The sequence below is a fragment of the Advenella kashmirensis W13003 genome (genome assembly GCF_000506985.1).
Classification (GTDB): domain Bacteria; phylum Pseudomonadota; class Gammaproteobacteria; order Burkholderiales; family Burkholderiaceae_B; genus Advenella; species Advenella kashmirensis_A.
In genome coordinates this window covers 38,438-65,105 of sequence record NZ_KI650984.1, presented here as the reverse complement: position 1 = coordinate 65,105, position 26,668 = coordinate 38,438, and the positions used below count along the sequence as shown (strand labels likewise).

Below are 26,668 nucleotides of genomic sequence, written 5' to 3'. Positions count from 1 at the left end.
GCGACCGGTTCAGGCCCCCAGCGCCGGCGCCATCCATGACCACGGGCTATGCTTGAACGCGGCACCCAGAATATAAATGAATACCAGGACGGCGAGGACGGCAAACAGCGCTTTTTGCCCGGTGGTACGTGCCCGTTTGATGGCCAGCGAACCCAGAACAATATAGAGCATCAATCCGATCAGCTTGGCCACGATAAACGGCTGCATGCCAATGAACGACAGCAGGTAAAGCCCGCAGAGCAGCAGGAGCGTGTCGATCACATGAGGGGCGACGCGTACGAAAGGGCGCATCAGCAGCCCCGAACCGGCTACCGACCAACAGGCGCGCACGATAAAAAACAGCAGACTCAGAATGGCTAAGGTCATGTGAAAATGCTTGACCATGAGATAACCGGACATACGACAGATTCCTAAAATACCTGGTATCGATGAATACTGGTTCGATCCAGAGAGTGACAGACCACCGGGCGATGACCTGTTTAACGGATGAGCGGGTGGATAAAAACGACAGATCGGCCAGCCCGCTCGCTGTCTGGCCGATGGTTGCGACTCATTTTACCTTGGACGATGCCGATTTCGGGTATAGTTTTATCCGCCGGACTGTTCTGCTCCCGCGGTTCGGCATGGGTTGGTTGCAGGGGCAGAAATGGATGTGAAGAATGGATGTTGAATTAGGCTGGAATATTGCCCTGATCCTGTTTTTTGTGGCCATGCTGGCGGGCTTCGTGGACGCCCTGGCTGGTGGGGGCGGACTGATTGTGATCCCGGTCATGATGCTGATGGGGTTTCCCGTGCTCAATGTGCTGGCGACCAATAAGCTGCAGGGCAGTATTGGTACGCTCACCTCCTCGCTGACCATGATGCGTCGGGGCGTGATTAATTATCGGGAGCTGCGGCTGCCGGCGTTCATGTCTTTTTTGGGCGCATGTCTGGGTACGGCGCTCATTCAAATGATTGACCCCAGCGTACTGGATTTTCTGATTCCCATTGTATTGCTCGCCATTGGCCTGTATTTCCTGCTGACGCCGTCCGCGGGGCAGACGGAAAAGGCGGCAAGAATGTCCAGGCGGCCCTTTGAAATGGGCGTCGTGCCTGCCATCGGTTTTTACGATGGTTTTTTCGGTCCCGGGACCGGTTCTTTTTTTTCGCTGGCCAACATCACTCTGCGCGGCATGCATATCGTCAAGGCGTCAGGCGCGGCAAGGTTGTTCAATTTTGCCAGTAACGTCGCCTCGGTGCTGGTGTTCGTGATTGGCGGGCAGGTGCTGTGGCTGGCTGGGGCGGTCATGATTTGCGGCCAGATCATCGGCTCGGTTGCCGGTTCGCTTGTGGCCGTACGCCACGGCTCGCGGCTGATCCGGCCCCTGATCGTGCTGGTCTGCTTTGCTATGGTCATCCGCTTTCTTTTACAGCGTTTCTGGGCCTGAGCCACGGGCAGGGCAACGTGCCGTGATTATTTTGTCTTATCGGTCATTGCGCTTTATTTGGACAAAGATGCCGGATTAATGTAATAGAATGGTGATAACCTGAAGCGCAGAAGCCTGATTTGGGCGTCTGCGCGACTCACCTATTTTAAAGAAATTACGCATGGCAACGAGAAAAAAACCAAGCAATACCCAGCAGTCATCGCTGCCGCTGCCCGAACCCGGCCACGATTATGATCCGGATGTCCCTTCCCGGGAAAACATACTGAACTTGCTGCGCGGTACTGATAAACCGCAAGTGCTGCAACAGTTGATCAATCACTTCAATCTCACCCGGCAGGCCGGCGTGGACGGGCTGGAAAAACGCCTGGCCGCCATGCTGCGCGACGGGCAGCTGGACAGCACGCCACAAGGCTGGCAGATTACGGCGAAACCCAAAGAGTATGTGATTGGTCGTGTGCAGGGTCACCGCGACGGCTTCGGCTTTTTGATTCCCGAAGATGGCTCGGCCGACCTGTTTCTGTCACCGCGCGAAATGCGCAAGGTGCTGCATGGCGACCGGGTTCAGGTCAAGCCCACCGGTGAATATCGCGGCAAACCTGAAGGCACGATTGTCGAAGTCCTGGAGCGCAGCACCAACAAGCTGGTGGGACGTTTGCTGCAAGAGCAGGGCATTTATGTGGTGGCGCCCGAGGATCAGCGCATCAAGCACGATATCCTGGTGCCGGCCTCCGATCTGGGCGGTGCCCAGCATGGTCAGGTGGTCACGGTTGAAATCGTGCAGCAGCCGACCCGGCACACCCAGCCGCTGGGCCGGATTGTGGAAGTGCTTGGAGAGATCGACGATCCGGGCATGGAAATTGAAATTGCCGTGCGCAAGTTTGATGTTCCGGTTGGTTTTTCCGATGCGGCCCTGGCGCAAACCGATGCCTTGCCTGAAACGGTCCAGCAGCGCGATCTGGGTGGCCGAGTTGACTTGCGCGACGTGCCGTTTATCACCATCGACGGTGAAGACGCACGCGACTTTGACGATGCTATCTATTGCGAACCGGTCAATATCGGCACCGAACAGCGACGCCGCAAGGGCTGGCGCCTGCTGGTGGCGATTGCCGACGTCAGCCATTACGTGCGTCCCGAAGATGCGCTGGACGCCGACGCGCTGGCGCGCGGCACCAGCGTTTACTTTCCGCGGCGGGTCATTCCCATGCTCCCCGAGAAACTTTCCAATGGCTTGTGCTCGCTGAATCCGCAAGTGGACCGGCTGGTACTGGTGTGTGATATGGTGATTCCCGCCACGGGCGCCAAGGCGGGCACGGTATCGGCCTACCAGTTCTATAACGCAGTTATCCATTCCCACGAACGCACCACCTACACCCAGGTCTGGACGGCCCTGCAGCAGATTGACGGGCCGACGGCGCGAGCGCTCAAGCATGTGCTGCCGCATATTCAGGATCTGTACACGCTGTATCAGTTGCTGGATGGGACGCGCAAGAAGCGCGGTGCGATGGATTTTGATACGATCGAAACCAAAATCATCAGCAACGAACTGGGCAAAATCGAGCAAATCGTCCCGCATGTGCGCAACGATGCCCACAAGCTGATCGAAGAATGCATGCTCGCTGCCAATACCTGCGCGGCCGAGTTCGTCAAGGCCAACAAGCGGCTTGGACTGTATCGGGTGCACGAAGGTCCGACACCGGAAAAACTGAAGAATCTGCGCGAATACCTGCGCACCCTGGGCCTGTCACTGGCGGGGGGCGATGAGCCCAGCGGCAAGGATTATGCCGCGTTGCTTGATTCGGCAAGAGCCCGTCCCGATTTTCAGATTATCCAGACCATGGCTTTGCGCTCCATGCAACAGGCCATCTACAGTCCCGATGATGCCGGCCATTTCGGCCTGGCCTACCCAAGCTACACGCACTTTACCTCGCCGATCCGGCGTTATCCCGATCTGCTGACCCATCGGGTCATCAAGGCGATCCTGGCCAAGCGGGCCTATGTACCCGAGACGGCCGGCGTGCCGTGGGTGGAAGGTGAGTCGCGCCAGCAGCATGAACACGCGCTCTGGGAAAAACTGGGCATTGTCCTGTCGGCCTACGAACGGCGCGCTGATGATGCGTCGCGCGATGTCGAAGCCTGGCTCAAGTGCTGGTTTGTACGTGAACATGTAGGCGAAGTCTTCAGTGGCAAGGTGACCGGCGTCACGTCTTTCGGCCTGTTCATCACGCTCGACACACTCTATGTAGAGGGGTTGGTGCATGTTTCGGAACTGGGTACCGATTACTTCCAGTTCAATGAGAGTCTGAACGAATTGCGCGGCGAGCGCACCGGCAAGAAATACCGTTTGACCGATAGTGTGCAGGTGCAGGTCACGCGTGTGGACCTGGAAGCGCGCCGCATTGAATTTGCATTGGTCAAGGGTATCACTTACGATTCACTGCGCAAGGAAGCGTTGCGTCAGGATGCGCCACCGCGTCAGCCCAAGCGGGCTGCCAAACCGAAACCGGCAGGCATAAAAAGTCGCGGCCAGCAGGCGCTTGAACGACGCGCCGCAGCTAAAAAGAAGACCAGCAAGGCAGCACAACCCAAGGGGAAGAAAGCACCTCGCCGACGTTAAGCAGTGACCGGTCTGGCTGACGTGCCCGTTCCGGGCGCGCCGCCGTCCCGGTTCCATCATTATCAGGAAGTGATTATGTCCAGCCGTCAGATTCTGGCCGGGTTTCATGCCGTGACCGCAAGAATGCGTCACGCGCCCGATTCCGTCCGGGAAATCTATATTGAAGCGTCGCGTAGCGACAAACGCATGCAAAGCCTGGTAGACCAGGCCAAGAAAAACGAAATCAAGGTCATCCCGGTATCCCCTGACCGGCTCGAAGGCCTGGCCAAAGGAGTGCGCCATCAGGGCGTGGTGGCCGTTGCCGATCAGAAGCAACTGGCGGTCACCGTGGACGATGTCCTGGATGTGATTACCGGTCCGGCACATTTGCTTATTCTGGATGGCGTCACTGATCCGCATAACCTGGGTGCATGCTTGCGCACGGCCGATGCTGCGGGCGTGCATGCGGTCATTGCACCCAAGGATCGTGCAGTCGGCCTGAACGCCACGGTGCAGCGCGTGGCCTGCGGCGCAGCCGACACGGTGCCGTATATCATGGTGACCAATCTGGCCAGAACCATGCGTGCGCTCAAGGAGCGCGATATCTGGCTGATCGGTACCGATGACGAAGCCGAGAGTGATTTGCACGCCGTGGATGCCCGACAGGGGGTGGCATGGGTGATGGGCGCCGAAGGCGAGGGCCTCAGAAGACTGACCCGGGAAACCTGCGATCAACTGGTGCGTATTCCCATGCTGGGCTCTGTGGAGAGTCTGAATGTGAGCGTTGCCAGCGCGGTTTGTCTGTTTGAGACCGTCCGGCAGAGAAAGTAAATTGTTTGATCAGAGATACGATAATGAAGGATAAACAACTTAGCACAACGATACTGCATGCCGACCGGCGTGATCGAATTGAGCATGGCGCCATTCACAAGCCCATGCATGTATCGACCGAATATGCTTATGATGATGCACGTGAACTGGCGGCCGTGTTCCAGGGCAAGCCTGGCTACACTTATGCCCGCCAGGGAACTCCGACCACCGCGGCGCTCGAAAATAAAATCTCCCTGCTCGAACAAGGCAAGGGAACGGTCACCTTTGCCACGGGGATGGCCGCGTTAAGTGCCATTTTTCTGACGCTGCTGCGCAAGGGCGATCATCTGGTATCAAGCAGTTATATTTTTGGCAACACCAACAGTCTGCTTGGAACGCTGGCCAATTTCGGCGTGGAGATCACCTTTGTGGATCCGACCGACGTTGCCGGCGTCCGGGAAGCGATCCGACCCGAGACCCGCATGGTATTTGTCGAAACCATCGCCAATCCGGGAACCCAGATCGCCGACCTGGAAAACATCGGCCTGCTGTGTCGTGAACAGGGATTGGTGTATGTTGTGGACAACACTCTGACCTCACCCGTCCTGCTCAAGGGCAAAGATGTCCATGCTTCGCTAGTGATGAATTCACTCTCAAAATATATTTGCGGACATGGCAATGCGCTGGGTGGTGCGGTCACCAATACCGGTCTGTATGACTGGTCAGCGTATGCAAATATTTACGATGACTATAAAAAGGGCAGCCCCGACAGCTGGGGCCTGACGCAAATCAAAAAGAAAGGGCTGCGCGATATGGGCGGCACCCTGTCGGCCGAAGCGGCGCACAAAATTGCCGTGGGTGCTGAAACGCTGGCCCTGCGCATGGATCAGTCATGTTCCAACGCACTTGCGCTGGCCACGTATTTGCAGTCCCACCCGGGCATCGCCAGTGTCCGCTACCCGGGATTGCCCGGGCACCCGCAACATGAGCGGGCGGCAACACTGTTTAACGGACGGTTTGGGGCCTTGCTGGGCGTCGAACTGATCGATGGTATCGACTGCTTTGATTTTCTGAATGCGCTGGAGGTGGTCATTCTGGCGACGCACCTGGGTGATTCGCGAACGCTGTCGCTACCAGTGGCGCACACGATTTATTATGAAATGGGGGCGCAGCGGCGCGCGCAAATGGGTATTGGCGACAATCTGTTGCGCATCTCGGTCGGCATTGAAGATCAACAGGATTTGATCGATGACTTTGCCCAGGCGCTTGATCGCTGTATGGGTAAATAGCAAGGGATTGGTGACTTTGGATCATGCCTGATCAGTGTATGAAAAAAAACACAATATTGCGAATTTGATTGAATTTTGTCAAAAAGCTAGTAAAGATGCGGTTGTTGGTGGGTTTTTTTCTTGACAGCCATTGAATTAGAGGCGATCATATTCCAGATGAATTCACCATCATAATTTTTAACTTGGGGTTGTCTGAATGAACAAAACAGAACTCGTTGATTACATTGCTACCAAAGCAGATATCTCTAAAGCTGCTGCCGGTCGTTCACTTGATGCTGTTATCGCTGCCGTTAAACAGCAGTTGAAAAAAGGCGGTACAGTGACATTGGTCGGTTTCGGTACATTTGCTGTTTCTACCCGCGCTGCCCGCACTGGCCGTAACCCGCGTACAGGCGAAGCCATCAAAATCAAAAAAGCCAAGGTACCTAAATTCCGTCCGGGCAAAGCACTGAAAGACGCTGTCAACTAAGTGTGCATACACCAGGTCAGCTGCCGCATTTTGGCTTGCAGACTGTTCAGGTAAACAAAAAGCCGATTGCTGATACGATGCAATCGGCTTTTTGTTTTGCGAGCATCAGCCTGATGGAACTGTCGCCCGGGCCGGTGATGCCGGAAAAAAAGACTTTATTTTTCCTGTCACACTCAAGTATTATGCTTGCGTCGATTGTTCGGATGTGGCGCTCCTCTTAAGCGCCTGATGCATCGTGCATCTGACCCGACCAACATGCAAATGGAGAAGACGATGGCGGCAGGCAGTTTACTGGCGTTACTGGACGATATAGCGAGCGTGCTGGATGATGTGGCGCTGATGAGCAAAACAGCGATCAAAGGCTCTGCATCTACTTTTGATGACGTGGCGGTGCTGGGCAAGACGGCCATGAAAAAAACCTCAGGCGTTCTGGGTGATGATCTGGCACTGAATGCTCAACAGGTCAGTGGCGTGAACGCCGACCGGGAGCTGCCGGTGGTGTGGGCCGTTGCCAAGGGCTCTCTGCTCAATAAAGTCATTCTGGTGCCCGCCGCGTTGCTGATCAGCTATTTCATTCCCTGGCTGATCACACCGCTGCTGATGCTGGGTGGTGCATTTCTATGTTTTGAAGGCGCCGAAAAGGTGCTTCATACGTTCTTTCATAAAGACACCGATGCGGCGCACACCAAACAAGTGTCCACGGATGAAAAATCCAAAATCAGGGGCGCTATTCGCACTGACTTTATCCTGTCAGCAGAAATCGTGGTCATCGCCCTTGGGGTGATATCGAGCCAGCCTATTATGACGCAGGTGATTATCCTGAGCCTGATCGCGCTCCTGATTACCGTCTTTGTTTATGGGCTTGTGGCCGGCATCGTCAAGCTCGATGATCTCGGCCTGTATCTGTCCCGACGCACCAGTGCAGTAGCGCAATCGGCCGGGCGGGGTATTCTTGTGCTGGCACCGTATCTGATGAAGCTGCTGTCTATCGTCGGGACGATTGCCATGTTTCTGGTGGGTGGCAGTATCATATTGCATGGCATACCCGGCGCCGAACACGCGCTCGAAACCCTGTTGCCAGGGCAGGGACAGGGATGGGTTGCCGAACTGTTGATCGTGGTCGCGCATTTGATTATCGGGCTGGTGGTGGGTCTGGTGATTGTTGCAGTGATGTCACTTTTCCACAAAAAAGATCAGACAGCATAAAAACTGCTTGCATTCGCTTTCAGACCTCTCTATAATTTAATGCTTAGTTGATCGACGGGTGCTTAGCTCAGTTGGTAGAGCGGCGCCCTTACAAGGCGTAGGTCACAGGTTCGACCCCTGTAGCACCCACCAATCCGAAGATCAACGCATTGACTCACCAAGCCGTTAACAAAGACGGTGAAATATCCACGGTGAAGCAGATAGCCAAATAAAGATGGCTAAATAACTGAATAAGTAGTGAAGAACAATCAGCCTGAGCGCTGACCGCAACATAAATGAAGGGCTTACGTCAATGCGTAGCGCCCTTTTTTGTTGCCTGTCCTGTTTTCAAACAACGTCGAACCAGCTCTTGAGCAATTGCACTGATTCGGCGTCACCGCTTTGCGTATCTGGTCCCTGGATATCCATCACTGCATCCTGATCTACCGGAAATGACTGGTTTGCAATTTCCTCTGCGCGCACAAAAAACGCATCACGTGCCGTGCCGTTTTTGGCGACGGCGTCCATGAATGTATTGAGCGATTCACGACCGTGTTCATTGAGTTTGTACATAGATGAGCTGTCCTTTGTGGTGGTAAGCGATATGCGATCAGTCTATCATCGACCGGGTGTCAGATTCTTTTCAAGAACGGTCCGCAGCGAAGACGCGACGTTTTGCAGATCCCGTGCCAGGGGCGCGATGTCCAGTTCAAAACGCCCGGCCTTGCGAATATGCCGGCGCAACTGCTGTAAAAATTCAATATCAAAAATGTACGCATCGGAGCCGGGGCTGTATTGCACGGCGCAATCGCGTGGATTGACATAGCAGTTGCCTGTGTCGTCAATATGGGAGGCATGATCGCGATCCACAAAGATTTTGACCGCAGGCTGGATGGCAGCAGAAGAGTGTGAAGATCGGGAGGATGAAACTCGGGAAGATGCAGAGATACTCATGGAGTGCTCCTGTTTAGCTGGTTTGACCGAATGTCGGGGCAGCAAGTTGGATTAAATTCCCCCATCACAGGTGCCGAAGCACACGCTGTAACATATTTATATTATTGCAGTGCATTAGCGTTTGTCAACCGCTTCGTCTGCATCTTGGAATATTGCGTAAAAATCGCAGGGTACAAATCGCAGCATGATAATGTCTGAACGACAGGCTAAGATAGAGCCTGACTTTTTCTAACCTTGCTTCATGAAATTCATCCACACTTCTGACTGGCATCTGGGGCGCTCCCTATGCAATCGCCCGCTGCTCGAAGACCAGGCTCACGTTTTGCACCAGGTCGCCGCTTATGCACAACAGCATGCGGTTGACGCCCTGGTCATTGCAGGAGATGTCTATGATCGCGCGGTGCCGCCGGCCGCAGCTGTCCGTCTGCTCAACGATTTTCTGAATCGCATGCATGGCCTGCAGATTCCGGTTGTGATCATTCCCGGCAATCATGATAGCGCCGATCGCCTGGGGTTTGCCGCAACGCCGCTGGAGCGTTCGGGCGTGCATATCATTGCCGACTATCAGCAAATGTTGCACCCGGTGCTGGTTTCGACCGATATCGGGCCTGTGTATTTTCATGGCATCCCATACTCCGACCCGGAGCCGGTCCGGGTGTGGTCGCAGGAACCCATCGCCAGTTACGAGCAGGCGCACCAGTCTTTACTGCAGCACATCCGTCAGGCTATGCCTGAACAGGGCGTACACGTTCTGGTCAGTCACTGTTTTCTGGCGGGCAGCCAGGAAAGTGAATCCGAACGTCCGCTGGCCGTGGGTGGGGCCGATCAGGTGCCGGCCGCGCTGTTTGATGGTTTTGCCTATGTTGCCTTGGGGCACCTGCATGGTCCGCAGGCGTTTCGCCAAGGGCGGATCCGCTACAGCGGCTCGCCGCTGAAATACAGTTTTTCCGAAGAGAAGCACAACAAGGGCGTTGCGCTGGTGCAGATCGATCCGGGTGGCACCGCGACCACCACGATGCTGCCGCTGTCGCCTCTGCACGATGTACGCAGTATCGAGGGCACGCTGGAGCAACTGTTGCATGCGGGTCAAACCGATGCGCAGCGCGATGATTATCTGCTGGCGCGCCTGACAGACACCCACGCCATTCTGGATCCATTGGGCAAGCTGCGGGCCGTGTATCCGAACCTGTTGCAACTGGAAAAGCCCCGCCTTTATCAGGACGACACGCAACCCGTTCTGTCTGCCGCCCGTCTGCGGCGAGACGAGTTTTCCCTGTTCAGCGATTTTTACGAGCAGGCCAGCGGGCAGTCTATGACAACGGCGCAGCATGCCGCCATGAAGGACGTCATTGAACACGTCTTGAAAAAGGAGGCGTAAATGATTCCCTTGTATTTGCATTTGCAGGCTTTCGGGCCGTTTTCGGATGAGCAGAAGCTTGATTTTACGCAGTTGGGAGCCAATCCGCTGTTTCTGATCAATGGCCCTACGGGAGCCGGCAAGAGTTCGCTGCTCGATGCCATTTGCTTTGCGCTGTATGGCGAAACCACGGGCGATGAAAAAGATCCGCGCTCGCTGCGTTCGGATCTGGCTGATCCGGCCACGCTGTGCCGTGTCGTCTTCGGTTTCAGGTTGGGCGCAAAAACCTATGAAATCTCGCGCCAGCCCACACAATGGGTACCGAAAGTGCGTGGGGAGGGCAAGCGGGAAATCAGTACCGAAGGCACCATGCTGGATCTGAGTAATGCTTCGCCTATAGTACTGGTGGCCAAAAAAGCGGGGGAAATCACGGCGCAGGTGGAAAGCCTGACCGGCTTGAAGGCCGATCAGTTTCGGCGGGTAATGGTTTTGCCCCAGGGCAAGTTCCGCGAGTTGCTGTTGGAAACCTCGTCGCGCCGCGAAACTCTGTTTGCCCAGTTGTTCCAGACCGATATTTTCCGGCAAATTGAACTGCAGTTGCAGGAACGGGCAAAAGACATCGTCAGGCGCCGGGAAGCCAATGAGCTGCATATCTCCGGGTTGCTGGAGCAGGTCAATGTGGCAGATGAAAAGCAGCTTGCTGCGGCCATTGACGAGCTGTTACCGGCAGAAGCGACAGCGCGGCAAAGCCGGCAGCTCGCGGGCGAACGATTGCAACAGGCGCAACGCAAGACCGATGAAGCCAGACAACTGCTTGTGCAATTGGAGCAACGCGATCAGGTAGCTGCTCATCTTGTTGTCCTGACCCAGCGGGAACAGACCATTACGGAGCAGGAGGTGGTATTGCGCCAGGCGCGATCTGCCGCAAAATTGCGGCCGCTATTTGACATACAGGTTCAGATCGGCGAACGGCTCGTCCAGACACAGGCACGGCTGACTCAAAGCCAGCAGCGTCAACAGGAACTGAGCCGGCTGCTTGAGCAGGAAAAAATCACGCATGCCGCCCATGCCAGGGCTTATGAGCAGACAGATGCACTTAACCTGCGACGAAATCAGTTGCAGGCGCTCGTGTCCAAGGCGCGCCAATGGCAACAACAACAGCAACGCCTGGCAGCGCTGACCGAGAAGTTGAATCATGCGCAAGAGGCATTATCGACTCTGGATGCCCGGCAAGACACGAGGCAGAAGCATATTCTGATCATGAAGCAGGAACAGCTTGCCCTGCAAGCCAGCGTAAACTCCATTGCTGCGCTGAGCGTGACGGTCGAACGCAATACACTGCGTTTGAATGAGCGCCTGGCGTGCGATACATTGGCGCAACGCCTGAACGCGTTGCGTGGGCAAGCCGATGCAGCCAGGAATACGCTGGTGCAAAGTACGCAAGCCGTCGCGCTTGCGCAGCGGGAACAGGACAGGCTGGAATTGTTCTGGCACCAGAATCAGGCTAGTATTCTTGCCGCCCGCTTGCAGGACGGGCAACCCTGTCCGGTTTGTGGCAGTGTTTCCCACCCGGCACCGGCGCTGGGCGAAGCGCAGCAGGTAAGTGAAGTCATGTTACGCGACGCGCGACAGCGCGTGCAGGCTGAGGGGCAGCGCCTGGCCACGCAACAGGCGCAGGTGAACCGGCTGGCCGAACAGCAGGCTGATTTAGAGGCAGAGTTGCAACAGCGCCGGCAGGCGCTGGGAGAGGAAGCGCTGGCGGACATGATGCAATTGCGCAACCGTTACGCGCAGGATCAGTCACAACTGGATGCATGCCTGGAGGCGCGTCGTCAGCTGGAAGACGGATTGCGTAAACTTGCAGCGCTGGAGGATGAGCGAGCTGTGCAGGAACAGGAGCGGCTGTCGCTGCAAGGTCAACTACAGGAGGCCGGCATGGCGCACGCCAGCCAGCAGGCCACCCTTCAGATGCTGGAACAGGAATTGCCCGAGCACAGTCGTGCCGAGTCGCAATTGCAGGCACAGGCGCAGGCGCTGACCGATCAGATCGATGCGCTGACACGCGCCTGGGAGCAGGCAGAGAGGACAGTACGACAGCATCAGGACGAGATATTGGGTCTGGACGCCACGATCGCAGCGCTGAACGATCAGCATGCGCAGGATCGCGAGCGGCAAGCCCAGGCCTTGAGCGATTACGAGCGCGCCCTGGCCGACAGTGAGTTTTCGGACACAGCGGCCTGGCAGGCCGCACAACGCGATCAGGCGCAATGCGACACCATGCAGCGTGCCATCGAACACTATTATGAGGAGTTACATCAGACCCGAGGCCGCCTTGCGCAGATTAACAAGGCACTGGAGGGCGTCGCGCCGCCCGATCTGGAGCAGTTGTCGGAAACCCTGCAGCACGCCAATGACGCAGCGCAGCAATCAGAGCAAGCGTGGCAGCAAGTGCGTGACCGCCTGCAGGGACTCACAACCCTGCAGGCGCGCCTGGTCACGATTCGGGAAAACAGTGCCGGGCTGGACAGGGAATATGCCGTGTACGGTACGCTGAGCGAGGTGGCGTCGGGTCGACAGGGTAGCAAGGTCAGTCTGCAGCGGTTTATTTTAAGTGTATTGCTCGATGACGTGCTCATCGGCGCTTCACAGCGCTTGCGCAAGATGAGTCGCGGACGCTACTGGCTTGTGCGCCGGGAGCAGGCCGGACGGGGTGCGTCGGGCCTGGATCTGGATGTGATGGACGAATACACCGGGCAGCAGCGTGCGGTGGCCACGCTGTCGGGCGGCGAGTCGTTTATGGCTGCGCTTGCGCTGGCATTAGGGCTCTCCGATGTCGTGCAAGCCTATGCGGGCGGCATTCGCCTCGATACCCTTTTTATCGACGAAGGTTTTGGCAGTCTGGATGCCGAGTCGCTTGAGCTGGCGATCCGCACGCTGATTGATCTGCAGGCAGGCGGGCGCACCATCGGCATTATTTCGCACGTGAGTGAATTGAAAGAGCAAATGCCCCTGCGTGTCGATATTGTGCCGGGTCTGTCTGGCAGTCGGATCCGGGTGCGTGCGCCCGGTCTGCCGGATGCCGAAGCAGGAACGAAACAGTAAACGGCGTGCCGAAAAGAGGGGATGAATCTGTCCGTGCCCGGCATGCCAGTTACGCAGGTGCAGCAAAAATATTGAGCATGGTCGCTGAAATTGAGTAGAATATTAATTCGGCCTGAATTTAAGTGCCTGAATTTTCAGATTATTGTCAGAAAACCAGGTCGATCAGGTCATAAATCAGGCCATTAATTTACCGGCGATCAATATGCGAATTTTAGTAATTGAAGATGACAACATCCTGGGTTCAGCCCTGCAGGAATTCCTGCGCGAACAGGGATACGCCGTAGACTGGGTGTCCAACGGAACCCAGGTATTTGGCGCCGTGTCCGGACAGGTATACCAATTGCTTATCCTGGATCTGAATCTGCCGGATATGAACGGCCTGGAAGTGCTCAAACAACTGCGCGCCCAGGGACACCAGGAGCCAACCCTGATCCTCACTGCCCGGGATGATGTCGAAGACCGGGTTGCCGGCCTGGACGCCGGTGCTGATGATTACGTCACTAAGCCCTTTGAGCTGTCTGAACTGGCGGCGCGGGTGCGCACCTTTGCACGGCGCCAGTCTGGCCAGACCAGTCCTGTGATCGAAGTGGGTCCCTTGCAATTCGATACAGTCGGTCGTGAAGTGCGCGTGCATGGCGAACGCCTGAATTTGTCGGTGCGTGAACTGTCTGTCCTTGAAATGCTCATGGCCCGTCCCGGACGCGTGGTCACCAAGCGGCAGATCGTCAACTCCCTGTCGGCCTGGGATGCCGACTTCAGCGAGAACGCGGTCGAGGTCTATGTCTATCGCCTGCGCAAACGGCTCGAAGGCACTGGCACCTCCATCCAGACGGTGCGCGGGTTTGGCTATTTGCTTGAAATTGACGCCGTTACGGCATAACGAGTCTGCGAAGACGTTGATCCGGTGCAGGCGATCGTCTAGAATCGCCGACAGGACCTCTCTTTTCTCTCTTTCATGACGACTCCCAAACAAGAAGGCAGTACCCGACGCAGCGGCACCTTCCTACAAAAAGGCTCGTTGTTCCGTCATTTGATCATCCGGTTGATCCCCGCGCTTGTGGTTCTCATTATTCTGGATTTCAGCGCCACCTTGCTGATCATGCAGGACGCGCTGGACTGGGTCGTCAAAGATATTTTCATCGTGATTATCATCGGGCAATTGCTGCTGGTCGCGCTGTTTGCGTGGCTGGTGTTTTATGGTGTGCGCTCGGGTCTGCACTCGGTCAATATGCTTGCGCGGGCGATAGCCCAGCGCTCCGAAGAGGATTTGCAGCCTATTGAATTGCATAATGTGCCGACTGAATTGTTGCCGCTGCTGGATCGCCTGAATGATCTGCTGCGCAAGCTGGACGAATCGCTGGTTGCGCAACGCCGCTTTATCGGCCATGCGGCCCATCAGTTTCGTACGCCATTGGCCGGTCTGCGTTTGGAGTCCGAACTGATGCTGGCGCGAACCCTGCCCGACGATGTCAGAGAGCGTGCCGAAAGAATCAAAACCATCAGCAACCGCCTTATTCACCTGGGTCAGCAACTGCTGGTGCTGGCGCGGGCCGACCCGGGGATTCGCCCCCAGGATGTCTTTACCCGGATCAATCTGTGTGAATGGGTACAAAATACGGGCCTGGAATGGGTCCCGAAAACCCGACAGCATGGTATCGATTTGTATCTGGATGCGCCCGAAAGCGAAGTCTGGATTGACGGTGATGTCTTGCTGCTTGAAGAACTGCTGGGCAACTTGATCGACAATGCGCTCAAATACGCAAAGGGTGCGACCCAAATCAGCCTGACCGTGGGCGTCAATCCGCCATCATTGACTGTGCGCGATGATGGTTGCGGCATTGCGCCCGAAGATGCGGCGCAAATTTTCGATGCATTTTATCGGTCACCGACGGCCGATGCGACCGGCAGTGGTCTGGGTCTGACAATTGTGCGTGAAATTACCAGGGCGCATGGCGCCTGGTGGAGTCTGTTGAGCCGGCCACAGGTCCAGGGCACACAGGTGACGGTTATTTTCCCGGGGCCGCGTATCGGCACCCGGTTGACGCGTTCAAAGGTGGAAAAATAATGCAGGCAGATTCAAAGCGATCACCCGGCGCCGGCGTGCTGCTGGGCGCCTTGGGGGTTGTGTATGGTGACATTGGCACCAGTCCACTCTATACCATTCAGGCCAGCCTGAATGGGGCAGGGGTAGGGGCAGAGCGGGATGCCGTGCTCGGTATTCTCTCCATTCTGTTCTGGCTGGTCATGATCGTCGTGTCGGTCAAGTATGTGATTCTGGTGCTGCGGGCCGACAATAAGGGAGAGGGCGGTGTTCTGGCCTTGATGGAGCTGGCCATTCGCAATATCAGGCCGAAGCACCGGTCCATTTTGCTGGTACTCGGGATATTCGGCGCCTGTCTGTTTTATGGCGATAGTGTTATTACACCTGCCATTTCCGTACTGTCTGCACTGGAAGGAATCAGCGTCGTCTCGGACAGGTTTGATGACTGGATCCTGCCGCTGTCTATCATCATTATGCTCGGACTGTTCATGATCCAGTCCCGCGGAACTGGCGTGGTGGGCAAGCTGTTCGGACCCGTGATGTTTGTCTGGTTTCTGTCATTGGGGCTGCTGGGCATCTGGAATATTGTGGACAATCCTGTAGTGCTGCAGGCGCTGGAACCGGTCTATGCTCTGCGGTTTATCATGCGTGATCCGTTGCATAGTTTCCTGCTGCTGGGTTACGTCGTACTGGCCCTGACAGGCGCGGAAGCTCTTTATGCCGATATGGGGCATTTCGGGCGCCCTGCGATCAGCCGGGCCTGGTTTTGGTTCGTGTTGCCGGCGCTGCTGTTATGCTACTTCGGGCAGGGCGCCATGGTTATCCAGAACCCGGCGGCTGTGAAAAACCCGTTTTTCATGTCGGTGCCGGCCTGGGGGCAGCTGCCTATGGTGATTCTGGCCACCATGGCGACCATTATTGCGTCGCAGGCAGTGATTTCGGGTGCATTTTCCGTAACGCGCCAGGCGGTGCAGATCGGCTTGTGGCCGCGCATGGAAATTTTGCATACCTCGAATGAAGAGCAGGGACAAATCTACCTGCCTCGTGTCAATGCCTTGTTGTGTATTGCCGTGATTGTGCTGGTACTGGTGTTTCAAAGCTCCGAGAAGCTGGCGCATGCCTACGGCTTTGCGGTGACCGGCACAATGTTAACGACTTCTATCTTGGCGTTTTCCGTGATGCCGGGCATGTATCGGGGTTTTCGCCGGACAATCGTCTATGGGTTGCTTTGCGTGTTTCTGGTGATTGATGTGCTGCTGTTTTCGGCTAATGCCATCAAAATCGAAGAGGGCGGCTGGCTGCCCCTGTTAATCGCGCTGGTGCTGTTTACGCTGATGATGACCTGGCGCAAGGGACGTGAGCGGCTCGAGAGAATCGATGTCGACGAAGCGCAGCAACTCAAGCCGTTTTTGGCCATGTTGCTGGCCGATACGGTGCCGCGCGTGCCGGGTACCGCCGTGTTCATGCACTCGAACCCACAGCGCGTGCCGTCGGCGCTGCTGCATAATCTGAAGCATAACAAGGTACTGCATGAACAGCTGGTCTTTCTCTCTGTCAAAGGTGCAGATGTGCCGTTTGTTTCCAAAGAAGACCGGTTCGTGATCGAAGAGGTCAATGCGAATGCGTGGCAGGTCACGGCGACCTACGGTTTCAAGCAGGAGCCCAATGTCCCTGAATTGCTGGAGCAGGTGCACGCCGCCTATCCGCAAATCAATCTTGCGCCCATGATGGTGTCATATTTCATGTCGCGGCAGACCATTATGGTGTCGAACCGCGGATCGTTTATCCGGCGCTATCGCCGCCGGCTGTTTGCTTTCATGTCGCGGAACGCGACCCGCAGTACCCGTTTTTATAAGATCCCGCCCAACCGGGTCATTGAAATGGGTATACAGGTGGAGTTGTAGCGCTGACAATGCAGTGACGATACTGTATGGCGATGCTGCAGGGTGATACGTAGATGATACGTAGATGATGTCTTGGGGGGGGGCGTCGATCGAGCGCAGCAAGGCCCGACAAAACGTGAATTGATCGGCAAAATAAAACCGCTGGCTTATAGTGAATCACATTGCCAGCGGTTTTATTTTGCGGTTTTATATAGCAGCCTGTCGACTGCTTATCCATCGACTGTTTATTTGCGACCAGCCTTGTTTTCGATGCGCATACGCAGGGCGTTCAGTTTGATAAACCCGCCGGCGTCTGCCTGGTTGTAGGCGCCGCCATCGTCGTCAAAGGTGGCGATAGTTTTATCGAACAGCGTGTCTTTTGAATCGCGGGCAACCGTGTAGACATTGCCTTTGTAGAGTTTAAGACGTACCCAGCCATTGACGTGTTCCTGAGAGTAGTCGATCAGCACCTGCAGTGCCTTACGCTCGGGAGACCACCAATAGCCGTTATAGACCAGTGCTGCATAGCGAGGCATCAGGTCGTCTTTCAGGTGTGCAACTTCCCGGTCCAGCGTGATGGATTCGATGGCGCGGTGGCCGCGCAGCATGATCGTGCCGCCCGGGGTTTCATAGCAGCCGCGTGATTTCATGCCCACATAACGGTTCTCGACCAGATCGAGCCGGCCGATGCCGTGCTTGCCGCCCAGTTCATTCAATTTGGTCAGCACTTGTGCGGGGGTGAGTTTTTCGCCATTGATGCCGACGATATCGCCGCGTTCGTATTCGAGATCGACATACTCTGCCGTATCGGGCGCCTGCTCGGGCGATACTGTCCAGCGCCACATGCTTTCTTCGGCTTCGGCTTTGGGATCTTCCAGATGGCGTCCTTCAAAGCTGATATGCAACAGGTTGGCATCCATGGAATAGGGTGCGCCGCCGTTCTTGTGTTTCATGTCGATTTCGATGCCGGCTTTTTCTGCATAGGCCAGCAGCTTTTCGCGCGAGAGCAGATCCCATTCACGCCAGGGGGCGATCACCTTGATAGCCGGGTTCAGCGCGTAATAGCCCAGTTCGAAACGCACCTGGTCATTGCCTTTGCCGGTCGCGCCGTGCGAAACGGCATCGGCGCCGACCTGGTTGGCAATTTCAATCTGACGTTTGGCGATCAGCGGACGTGCAATAGAGGTGCCCAGCAGATACTCGCCTTCGTAGACGGCATTGGCGCGAAACATGGGGAATACGAAATCGCGCACGAATTCTTCACGCAAATCGTCAATGAAAATGTTCTCGGGCTTGATGCCGAACTTTTCGGCCTTGCGGCGTGCCGGCTCCAGCTCTTCGCCCTGTCCGATATCGGCGGTAAATGTAATGACTTCGCACTGATAGGTATCCTGCAGCCATTTCAGGATGACAGAGGTATCAAGACCGCCGGAGTAGGCGAGAACAACTTTTTTGACTTCGCTCATTGGGAACTCGTGTATTTAGCAGGTTGTGAGAAATAGCATTGATGCCGGGCGGATGCCCTGGCACCGATTGGCAGGCCGTGTGCGACGAGGCTTCAACGGCCTGCTGCCGGTCACGCCCAGACAGGCATGCGGCAGCATAGACGGCGCACGGGCACTATTTTAGCGCGTTTCAGCTTCGCTGTTCGCCGGATGCTTCAGCGTCGGGCAAACGACCCAGCAACAGGAACTCCATCAGGGCTTTTTGCGCGTGCAGCCGGTTCTCGGCCTCGTCCCACACGACGCTTTGCGGGCCGTCAATCACGTCTGCCGTGACTTCTTCGCCGCGATGGGCCGGCAGACAATGCATGAACAGGGCATCGGGTTGCGCCGCCTGCATCACGCCGGCATTGACCTGCCAGTTTTTGAAGGCGCGTTTGCGCTTCTCGTTTTCTTCTTCGTAACCCATGCTGGTCCAGACGTCGGTCGTGACCAGATCCGCGCCGCGGCAGGCGGCTTCAGGATCATCAAACTGTTCCAGAACATCAGCCGGCACGCCCGCAATGCGGTCGTCTTCCAGCCGGTAGCCTTTGGGTGCCGAGACGTGCATTTTGAAGCCCAGCAGCTGCGCGGCCTGGATCCAGGTATAAGCCATATTATTGGCGTCGCCAATCCATGCCACCGTTTTGCCCTTGATGGCGCCGCGATGTTCCATAAAAGTCAGGATGTCGGCCAGGATCTGGCAGGGATGATATTCGTTGGTCAGCCCGTTGATCACCGGTACCCGCGAATGAGCAGCAAAGCGTTCTATACGCGTCTGCTCGAAGGTGCGGATCATGATGATATCGACCATGCGGGAAATCACGCGTGCCGTGTCTTCGATGGGTTCTGAGCGTCCCAGTTGCGAATCGGTGGTGGTCAGGTGGATAACCGAACCGCCCATTTGGTACATGCCCGCTTCGAACGAGACCCGGGTGCGGGTACTGGCTTTTTCAAACACCATGGCAAGCGTACGGTCGTGCAATGGCATATGGGGCTCGTATCGCTTGAACTTGCTTTTGATGATGAGTGCGCGATTGAGCACGTACAGGAGTTCATCAGAAGTAAAATCTTTGATCTGCAGAAAATGCCGCATCGGGCCGGTCGGTTGCAAGGTTGTCATGGCAGGATGATTGGTTGATAACAAAAACAGAAAACAACAAAAGCGCGTCCGGTGGCGTTCCGGTTACGGATACGCCACGTGTCTGTCTTGAAATGGATTTCGGCAGTGCCGGCGCAGGAGTATACTTGCGGTTTCTTTCATATAACCCTGCTAATTCCGGATGACGCCAGACGCTATCATATACAATTCTGTCTTTAGTATATCTTTGTTCTCTGGCGGTTTTAACGGCAAGAGGCATTTTCTTGAAGATAATTGATGTGCAACAACTAATTATCCACGGGGTGACCGAAGAAGGCCAGCGCTTTCGTCCAAGCGACTGGGCCGAAAGACTTGCGGGTGTGATGTCGCAATTTCGCCCCGGAGGAAATGCCGGCCCGGGCAATCATATTACCTACTCGCCTTACGTAGTACCCAATATCATCGACGGGGTCAAATGCATTATTGTTGATTTCCGCCTGCGCGAACTGGAGCCGCTGGCCTGGAAATTCGTTGCCGACTTCGCCACCGACAACAAACTCAAAACGTCCGAACGGACCCTCTGATTCTTCTGGCCCGGCTACGCCACTTCAGTGACCGGGTCAATCTGCTGTACATTCTGAATCCACGGCATCTGATAATCCACAGAGGCGCGCAGATGTTATTTCAAATCTGATAATAAATACTAAATATCGGAGAATATTAAATATTGACGCGATAACGTTGCCTGCTTCAGCAGAGGGCACACGCTTTGCGCAGGCGTCACGAAAGCACGCCGGTCGAAATGACTGGGCGGGGATCAGGCGCAGATAGGGCGAGGGAAAGGGTAAGCCAAAGCACAAAGCGCGGCAATAAGCCACGCTCTGTGTTTACCATTGACGCAAACCGGAATACTGGCCGGCGCAGAAACAATCTGGCACGCACGCGCGCGATTGTCTGATCATGAGCCGGCAGATTACTGCCAGAAGTGCAAATTAGGCGCTGATGGCGCGAATTGCAGCAGACAGGCGGCTTTTGTGACGGGCGGCCTTGTTTTTATGGATGATTTTTTTGTCGGCAACGCGATCAATGACGCTGGTTGCTTTGGCAAAAACTTCGTTTGCCTGAGCCTGATCACCGGATTCAACAGCCTGGCGAACGCGCTTGATAGACGTGCGCAGCAGTGAACGCAGGCTGGAGTTATGTTTGTTACGAGCAACGGATTGACGTGCACGTTTGCGTGCTTGTGCAGTATTGGCCATGGTAGTTCTTTAATAAGTTAATTCAGCAAAGTCTGGTAGTATAGCATATTTGGCCTAAAGTGCAAGAAACCTGTGTAAAAACACTGGTTTACAGCCTGTTTTTAGCCCATTGTGCGCTCAGGACAACAATTCTGACCTCGCGCACCATCTTCATTCCGCCTCCGGTCGGTTCTGATCGGCCAGGCCCGCTGCTATTGTCCACGCCGGCGGGTGAAATCGGCGGGGCGAAAGCCTGCCAGAAACAGGGCGGCAAAATACACAACTCCGCAGGATAGCAGCAGCACGATCAGTGCCAAAAGCCGCGATAGCGTGAAGGTCAGGCCGGCTGGAAGAAACGTACGCAGCAGGTCGCCGATCCAGGCATTGATCGTGCCCGGTGTCAGGTCGGTCCAGTTCATATACTGCTGCAAAAACAGAATCCACAGCGCCAGCGCCAGCACTGCGGGCGCCAGTCTCAGGAAAAAGACCATCCATCCGGCGCCAGGCAGGTAAATGTGGCGTCGACGCAGTCCCACCAGCAGGCAGCCTGCGTTGACAGTAGCGCCCAGGCCGATCGACAGGGCCAGTCCGGCATGATGCAGGTAGGGCACGAATGCCACATTCATGATCTGGGTAAAAATCAGGACGCCAATCGCGATTTTCACCGGCGTGCGGATATCCTGTTTGGCATAGAAGCCGGGCGCCAGGATTTTGACGGCCAGAATACCGATCAGGCCGACGGCATAGGCCATGACCGACAGGCGGGTCTGTTGCACATCCGAAGCGTCAAAGGCGCCGTAATTGAACAGGGTCGCGACCAGAGCGTCAGAGGCGAGCGCCAGGCCTGCTGCTGCGGGCAAACCGAGCAGCAACACCAGTTTCAGTCCCCAGTCCAGCAGGTGGCTGTAGGCCTGGGTGTCTTGCTTGCTGTGTGCCGCAGACAAACTGGGCAGCAGTACCGTACCCAGGGCTACGCCCAGCAGCGCGGTGGGAAATTCCATCAGGCGATCGGCAAAAGACAGCCACGTGACGCTGCCGGCCGGGAGCCAGGTTGCAATGTTGGTATTGATCAGAATGGATATTTGGGCGACCGACACGCCCAGTGTCGCCGGACCCATCTGGCGAATGATGCGTCGCACGACGGGATCGGCCCAGGCGCGCTTTAACGAACCCGTGGGACGGGGCGTGAGCCCCAGTTTTGCGAGCGCCAGCCATTGCACGAGCAACTGGGCCACGCCACCCAGCATGACGCCCACTGCCAGCGCGTAGATGGGCGTCGTAAACAGGTCCGTGAACAGAACGCAGGCCACGATCATCGAGAGATTCAGCAGAATCGGCGTAAAGGCCGGAATGGCAAAGCGGCTCCAGGTATTGAGCACAGCCGAGGCGAAGGCCACCAGAGACATGCACAAAATATACGGAAACATGACCCGCGTCATCCAGACGGCAGACTCAAAAGCGGAGTCGGTAGAGGCATGCGACATGCCTGTTGCCATCGCCGTAACCACCCAGGGCGCGGCAATAATGCCCAGCGCCGTAATTGCCATCAGCGCGTAAAGCAGAACAATGAAAACATGGTCAAGCAGAATTTTGACTTTGTCCTGACCGTGCCGGTTGCGCACTTCGCCCAGGATAGGTACGAAGGCTTGTGAGAACGCGCCTTCGGCAAACAGGCGGCGCAACAAATTGGGAATGCGGAACGCGACCCAGAATGCATCGGTCAGCGGACTGGCCCCGAAGGTGCGGGCAACCAGAATATCACGGGCCAGGCCCGATATGCGCGACAGCAGGGTGAGGCCGCTGATGGTAGCGGCAGACCGTAAAAGGCTCATCGATTCGACAGAAAAAAACAAGGCACGTGAATCTTACGCTTTTAGCGGACTCACGTGCCTGTGATAGAAGCGATTTTGAAAATTATTTCGGCGCGAGGCGGATGGCACCGTCAAGCCGGATCGTTTCGCCATTGATCATTTCATTGGTGACAATGCTGTAGACCAGTTTGGCATAATCCTGGGGCGTGCCCAGCCGTGATGGGAACGGAATGTTGGCGGCCAGGGAATCCTGAACCTCTTGCGGCATACCGAAAATCATGGGGGTGCCGAAGATGCCCGGTGCGATCGTATTGCAGCGGATACCGGAGCGGGCCAGGTCACGCGCGATCGGCAACGTCATGCCTACCACACCGCCTTTGGAAGCAGAATAAGCCGCCTGTCCGATCTGGCCTTCGTAAGCGGCGACTGAAGCGGTATTGATAATCACACCGCGCTCGCCGGTGGCTTCCGGTTCGTTGTCGTTCATGGCCTGGGCGGCCAGACGCAGCATATTGAATGAGCCGATCAGATTGACGCTGATGACTTTCTGGAAAAGATCAAGGGGGTGGGGGCCTGTTTTGCCGACTGTGCGGGAAGCGGGGGCGATGCCGGCGCAATTGACCAGCCCGACCAGTTTGCCGGCCGCGGTGGCAGCCTTCACTACAGCGCTGGCATCCTCCTCGCGCGTGACATCGCAATGCACGTATTGTTGCTTGAGCTCAGCGGCCAATTGCTGGCCGGCCTCATCCTGCACATCGGCAATGATGACGCGGGCACCATGCTCGACCAGCATTCGCGCCGTGCCGGCACCAAGACCGGAAGCACCACCTGTGACAATAAAAACTTTATCCCTGATTTCCATTTACTTTCCTTGCTACGTTAGGACGGGTTCAACGGTTACTGGCTTAGCGCTTCTTCGATGCGGCGGGTGATTTCTTCCACCTTGCCCACACCCGAAATATGAACATACCTGGGCGCTTTCGGATCGTTTTGCGCAGCCCAGTCGGAATAGTACTGTACCAATGGACGTGTCTGATTGCGATACACTTCCAGGCGCTTTTTGACGGTTTCTTCCTGGTCGTCATCGCGTTGTACCAGCGACTCGCCGGTCAGGTCGTCTTTGCCTTCCACTTTGGGTGGATTAAAGCGCAAGTGGTAAGTACGACCGCTGGCCGGATGAACACGTCGACCGCTCATGCGTTCGATGATATCTTCCTCGGGCACATCTATTTCGATGACGTAATCCAGGCCGATATCGGCATTTTTCAAGGCGTCAGCCTGTGGAATCGTGCGCGGGAAGCCATCGAACAGATAGCCTTTCTTGCAGTCATCTTCGAGCAGGCGGTCTTTGACCAGCCGGATAATAATGTCGTCGGAGACCAGTCCGCCATTGTCCATTACTTGTTTGGCCTCGAGGCCCACAGGGGTTTGGGCCTTGACAGCGGCACGCAACATGTCGCCCGTGGAAATTTGCGGAATACCGTATTTCCGGGTGATGAATGTTGCCTGAGTGCCTTTGCCCGCGCCTGGTGGCCCTAACAAAATGAGACGCATGGATCCCTCCTGGATGTTGTTATCTGTTACTGATGGAATGCTATTTTATATGATGCATTGCAAAAATTAGGGCGAGCCGCGAAAAAAGTTGCGAACTCGTTCGAGATCGTCCTGTGTATCGACGCCGGGCATGGGTGCGCTGGCGGTAATCAGCACGTGAATCCGAAAGCCATGTTCGAGCGCCCGGAGCTGTTCGAGTGATTCAAAGGTTTCCAGCGGCCCCTGGGTGAGGGTCGGGAAAATTTTCAGGAACCCGCTACGATAAGCGTATAACCCAATATGATGCAATGCGGGAAAACCTGTAGGCAGGGTCGCCGGAGCCTGTCCGACCGCCGGCATGGCCGGGCCGAACTGGCTGCGCGCCCAGGGAATGGGCGCACGGGAGAAGTAGAGCGCAAACTGGTCTGCAGTGCACACGACCTTGACGATATTCGGGTTGAAAAAATCGTTGCCATCGGCAAGGGGATAGGCACAGGTGGAGATGGCCGCGGCCTGGGTGTTGAGCAGATCGCCGGCGGTCAGATTGATAATATCGGGCTCAATCATGGGCTCATCGCCCTGCACATTCACAATCACCTGTTCATCAGGCAGGTTCAATTGCGCCACGACTTCGGCCAGCCTGTCGGTTCCCGAGACATGATCCTTGCGGGTCAGCAGGGCAGTGCAGCCGTGCTGGCGTACGACATCGAAAATATGTTCGTCGTCGGTGGCAATATATACCTGGTCGGCTGCGGAACGGGCTGCCTGTCTGGCGGTGCGTACAACCATCGGTATGCCGCCGATATCGGCCAGCATTTTGCCGGGCAGGCGTGTCGAGGCCGCGCGCGCCGGCACAATCACGATAAATCCGGACATATCAGTGTTTGCCGTCAGAGCTGCCGGGGCCGGCGGGAGAATTTGCCGCAGGGCGGGTGTCGGGCTGTGTCGGGTGGTTTTCTGCGCCGGCGGCGGGAAGGCCGTTTGCCGGGGTGTCGGCGTCTGCGCTGAGCGAACGCGCCTCCTGGCTGAGCATGACGGGAATGCCGTTCTTAATGGGGAAGGCGAGCTTGTCGTATTGGCAAATCAGCTCCTGCCGGCTCTGATCGTGGCGCAGCGGGCTGTTGCAAAGGGGGCACACGAGGAGCTTGATAAAGTGAGAGTCCATAATAAGTGCTGTGTAAACTGTTGAATGAATCAGTATACCGGTAATGATTTGAGTTTTTCCGCGATATCGTCGAAAAAATCACCATCGGAAAACCGAGGGGCCACTTCGAGCGCCCACAGGCGGTCATCCTGCATGTCACGGCATTTGGCGGCATCCTTGGCGGTCATCAAAATCAGGTCGGCGTCGATGGCGTGCAGCTCGGCCTGTGTATACGCATGATGATCGGGAAAGGCCAGGGTCTGCCGCACAACGATGCCGGCCTGTTCAAGTGTTGTGAAAAACCGCGGCGGATGTCCGATGCCTGCCACGGCGGCAATGCGCGCACGCTGGTGCTGCGCCCGCCAGGACTCGGGCGCGATCGTGTTGCCTGAAGCCAGATGAATGAAACGGGTCGGCTGCAGTTGCATGCTGACTTGTCTTGGCCGCGCCGCAGCATTTTGCGGCTGAGTGGCGTGGGCTGGCGGGTTCTGCGGGGACAGTTCCGCGGGAGAATTGGTCACCAGATAGTCGATGCGATTCAGTCGGGACGCGGGTTCGCGCAAGGGACCTGCCGGAAGCAGGCGTCCGTTGCCGGTGCCGCGACTATCCTGGATTGCGATTTCAATGTCGCGCCCGAGCGCCAAATGCTGCAGACCGTCGTCGGCAATAATGACCGTGGTGTCGGGAAAATGCTGCAGCAGGCAACGGGCTGCCCGCGTGCGGTCAGGATGCACTGCGATCGGCGCGGCCTGGGCCAGCAGGGCCGGTTCATCACCCAACAGGCGGGCGCTGGCATCGCTGCCGCTGCCATAGCGGGGCTCGGGGCCGATCTCCACGCCATAACCGCGACTGACGATGCCGGGTTGCCAGCCGCGTTCACGCAACGCTTCGATCAGCGCCAGCACAAAAGGGGTTTTGCCGGTTCCGCCCACAAATATATTGCCCACGACAATCACCGGAACCGGCAGCCGGTGTGTTTTTTTCAGACCAAGGCCGTAAAGCGTGTTTTTGACGCGCACGACCAGACGTGTGATCCACGATAGTGGCAGCAACAGGTCGGACAGAAGTCCGCCGCTTTGCCATTGCTTCAGCAGGGTCGTGGTCAGGGTGGCGTGTTTTTTTATTACCATGGCAGTGAAATAGGGCGGTCTTGCGATAGAAGCAGGCGCGCCACCGTGGGTTGTACATTCCCGGTCAGGGAAAGGCGGAAGGACAGCAGGCTGAACTTGGCATTGTCGAGGAATGTCGGCGCCGAATCTGTCTTTGCGCA

23 protein-coding genes, 1 tRNA gene and 1 pseudogene are annotated in these 26,668 nt (G+C 56.3%); 13 read left to right on the top strand and 12 right to left on the bottom strand.

Annotation, left to right across the window (positions count from 1 at the left end; genetic code table 11):
- Positions 1-9 precede the first annotated feature (9 nt).
- A complete protein-coding gene (locus W822_RS45395) occupies positions 10-399 on the bottom strand; it encodes a SirB2 family protein (RefSeq protein ID WP_024007482.1) in 390 nt (129 codons plus the stop codon).
- A 260-nt stretch (positions 400-659) separates the two neighbouring features.
- On the opposite strand from W822_RS45395, the gene W822_RS45385 reads away from it, so the two are divergent.
- The 7 genes from W822_RS45385 to W822_RS45350 all read left to right on the top strand — a co-directional run bounded on the left by W822_RS45385 (position 660) and on the right by W822_RS45350 (position 7,926).
- Entirely contained in the window at positions 660-1,427 is a 768-nt protein-coding gene (locus W822_RS45385) for a TSUP family transporter (protein WP_024007480.1), read from the top strand.
- Between the two features lie 160 nt (positions 1,428-1,587).
- Positions 1,588-4,041 carry a ribonuclease R gene (rnr, locus tag W822_RS45380; RefSeq protein WP_024007479.1) on the top strand — a complete coding sequence of 818 codons (2,454 nt, stop codon included), beginning with the start codon at positions 1,588-1,590 and terminating at the stop codon, positions 4,039-4,041.
- Between the two features lie 75 nt (positions 4,042-4,116).
- Complete coding sequence (gene rlmB / locus W822_RS45375) at positions 4,117-4,851, top strand: 23S rRNA (guanosine(2251)-2'-O)-methyltransferase RlmB (protein WP_024007478.1); 735 nt, start codon at positions 4,117-4,119, stop codon at positions 4,849-4,851.
- 23 nt (positions 4,852-4,874) lie between these two features.
- Positions 4,875-6,119, top strand: a complete 1,245-nt coding sequence (locus W822_RS45370) for a cystathionine gamma-synthase family protein (protein WP_024007477.1) — start codon at positions 4,875-4,877, stop codon at positions 6,117-6,119.
- A gap of 196 nt (positions 6,120-6,315) precedes the next feature.
- Complete coding sequence (locus tag W822_RS45365; RefSeq protein WP_024007476.1) at positions 6,316-6,588, top strand: HU family DNA-binding protein; 273 nt, start codon at positions 6,316-6,318, stop codon at positions 6,586-6,588.
- 273 nt (positions 6,589-6,861) lie between these two features.
- The gene (locus tag W822_RS45355; protein ID WP_024007474.1) at positions 6,862-7,794 is read left to right on the top strand and encodes a DUF808 domain-containing protein; all 933 of its coding nucleotides are present in this window, start codon (positions 6,862-6,864) and stop codon (positions 7,792-7,794) included.
- 56 nt (positions 7,795-7,850) lie between these two features.
- Positions 7,851-7,926: transfer RNA gene (locus W822_RS45350), tRNA-Val, on the top strand.
- A gap of 195 nt (positions 7,927-8,121) precedes the next feature.
- Here the strand turns inward: W822_RS45350 and W822_RS45345 are convergent.
- Both W822_RS45345 and W822_RS45340 read right to left on the bottom strand, forming a co-directional pair.
- Positions 8,122-8,346 (bottom strand): hypothetical protein, encoded by a 225-nt coding sequence (locus W822_RS45345; RefSeq protein WP_024007473.1) that lies wholly within the window; start codon positions 8,344-8,346, stop codon positions 8,122-8,124.
- Between the two features lie 45 nt (positions 8,347-8,391).
- The gene (locus W822_RS45340) at positions 8,392-8,727 is read right to left on the bottom strand and encodes a hypothetical protein (protein WP_024007472.1); all 336 of its coding nucleotides are present in this window, start codon (positions 8,725-8,727) and stop codon (positions 8,392-8,394) included.
- A 241-nt stretch (positions 8,728-8,968) separates the two neighbouring features.
- On the opposite strand from W822_RS45340, the gene W822_RS45335 reads away from it, so the two are divergent.
- The 5 genes from W822_RS45335 to W822_RS45315 all read left to right on the top strand — a co-directional run bounded on the left by W822_RS45335 (position 8,969) and on the right by W822_RS45315 (position 17,131).
- Entirely contained in the window at positions 8,969-10,105 is a 1,137-nt protein-coding gene (locus tag W822_RS45335) for an exonuclease SbcCD subunit D (RefSeq protein ID WP_024007471.1), read from the top strand.
- Positions 10,106-13,186 (top strand): AAA family ATPase, encoded by a 3,081-nt coding sequence (locus W822_RS45330; RefSeq protein ID WP_024007470.1) that lies wholly within the window; start codon positions 10,106-10,108, stop codon positions 13,184-13,186.
- Between the two features lie 202 nt (positions 13,187-13,388).
- On the top strand, positions 13,389-14,066 hold the full coding sequence (locus W822_RS45325; protein WP_024007469.1) for a response regulator transcription factor: 678 nt from the start codon (positions 13,389-13,391) through the stop codon (positions 14,064-14,066).
- Between the two features lie 75 nt (positions 14,067-14,141).
- Entirely contained in the window at positions 14,142-15,251 is a 1,110-nt protein-coding gene (locus W822_RS45320; RefSeq protein ID WP_024007468.1) for a sensor histidine kinase, read from the top strand.
- On the top strand, positions 15,251-17,131 hold the full coding sequence (locus tag W822_RS45315; protein ID WP_024007467.1) for a potassium transporter Kup: 1,881 nt from the start codon (positions 15,251-15,253) through the stop codon (positions 17,129-17,131). The genes W822_RS45320 and W822_RS45315 overlap by 1 nt, the downstream gene beginning before the upstream one ends.
- Positions 17,132-17,355: 224 nt before the next feature.
- Here the strand turns inward: W822_RS45315 and W822_RS45310 are convergent, their stop codons facing one another.
- The gene (locus tag W822_RS45310; RefSeq protein ID WP_024007466.1) at positions 17,356-18,576 is read right to left on the bottom strand and encodes an argininosuccinate synthase; all 1,221 of its coding nucleotides are present in this window, start codon (positions 18,574-18,576) and stop codon (positions 17,356-17,358) included.
- A gap of 169 nt (positions 18,577-18,745) precedes the next feature.
- On the bottom strand, positions 18,746-19,714 hold the full coding sequence (argF, locus tag W822_RS45305) for an ornithine carbamoyltransferase (RefSeq protein ID WP_024007465.1): 969 nt from the start codon (positions 19,712-19,714) through the stop codon (positions 18,746-18,748).
- A 248-nt stretch (positions 19,715-19,962) separates the two neighbouring features.
- On the opposite strand from argF, the gene W822_RS45300 reads away from it, so the two are divergent.
- Positions 19,963-20,256, top strand: coding sequence for a DUF3579 domain-containing protein (locus W822_RS45300; protein ID WP_034281168.1), 294 nt, complete (start codon positions 19,963-19,965; stop codon positions 20,254-20,256).
- Between the two features lie 408 nt (positions 20,257-20,664).
- On the opposite strand, the gene rpsT is transcribed toward W822_RS45300, so the two are convergent.
- The 7 genes and pseudogenes from rpsT to lpxK all read right to left on the bottom strand — a co-directional run bounded on the left by rpsT (position 20,665) and on the right by lpxK (position 26,528).
- Positions 20,665-20,931 carry a 30S ribosomal protein S20 gene (gene rpsT / locus W822_RS45295; RefSeq protein ID WP_024007463.1) on the bottom strand — a complete coding sequence of 89 codons (267 nt, stop codon included), beginning with the start codon at positions 20,929-20,931 and terminating at the stop codon, positions 20,665-20,667.
- 191 nt (positions 20,932-21,122) lie between these two features.
- Positions 21,123-22,742 carry a murein biosynthesis integral membrane protein MurJ gene (murJ, locus tag W822_RS45290; RefSeq protein WP_024007462.1) on the bottom strand — a complete coding sequence of 540 codons (1,620 nt, stop codon included), beginning with the start codon at positions 22,740-22,742 and terminating at the stop codon, positions 21,123-21,125.
- 82 nt (positions 22,743-22,824) lie between these two features.
- Positions 22,825-23,583 (bottom strand): 3-hydroxyacyl-CoA dehydrogenase, encoded by a 759-nt coding sequence (locus W822_RS45285; protein WP_024007461.1) that lies wholly within the window; start codon positions 23,581-23,583, stop codon positions 22,825-22,827.
- 35 nt (positions 23,584-23,618) lie between these two features.
- Entirely contained in the window at positions 23,619-24,275 is a 657-nt protein-coding gene (gene adk, locus W822_RS45280; protein WP_024007460.1) for an adenylate kinase, read from the bottom strand.
- Positions 24,276-24,341: 66 nt separating this feature from the next.
- Complete coding sequence (kdsB, locus tag W822_RS45275; protein WP_024007459.1) at positions 24,342-25,130, bottom strand: 3-deoxy-manno-octulosonate cytidylyltransferase; 789 nt, start codon at positions 25,128-25,130, stop codon at positions 24,342-24,344.
- Between the two features lie 76 nt (positions 25,131-25,206).
- Positions 25,207-25,419: pseudogene (locus tag W822_RS45270) on the bottom strand (Trm112 family protein); the annotation flags it as partial.
- 29 nt (positions 25,420-25,448) lie between these two features.
- Positions 25,449-26,528: a tetraacyldisaccharide 4'-kinase gene (lpxK, locus tag W822_RS45265; protein ID WP_051401890.1), complete on the bottom strand. Its 1,080-nt coding sequence runs from the start codon at positions 26,526-26,528 to the stop codon at positions 25,449-25,451.
- Between the last annotated feature and the right edge of the window lie 140 nt (positions 26,529-26,668).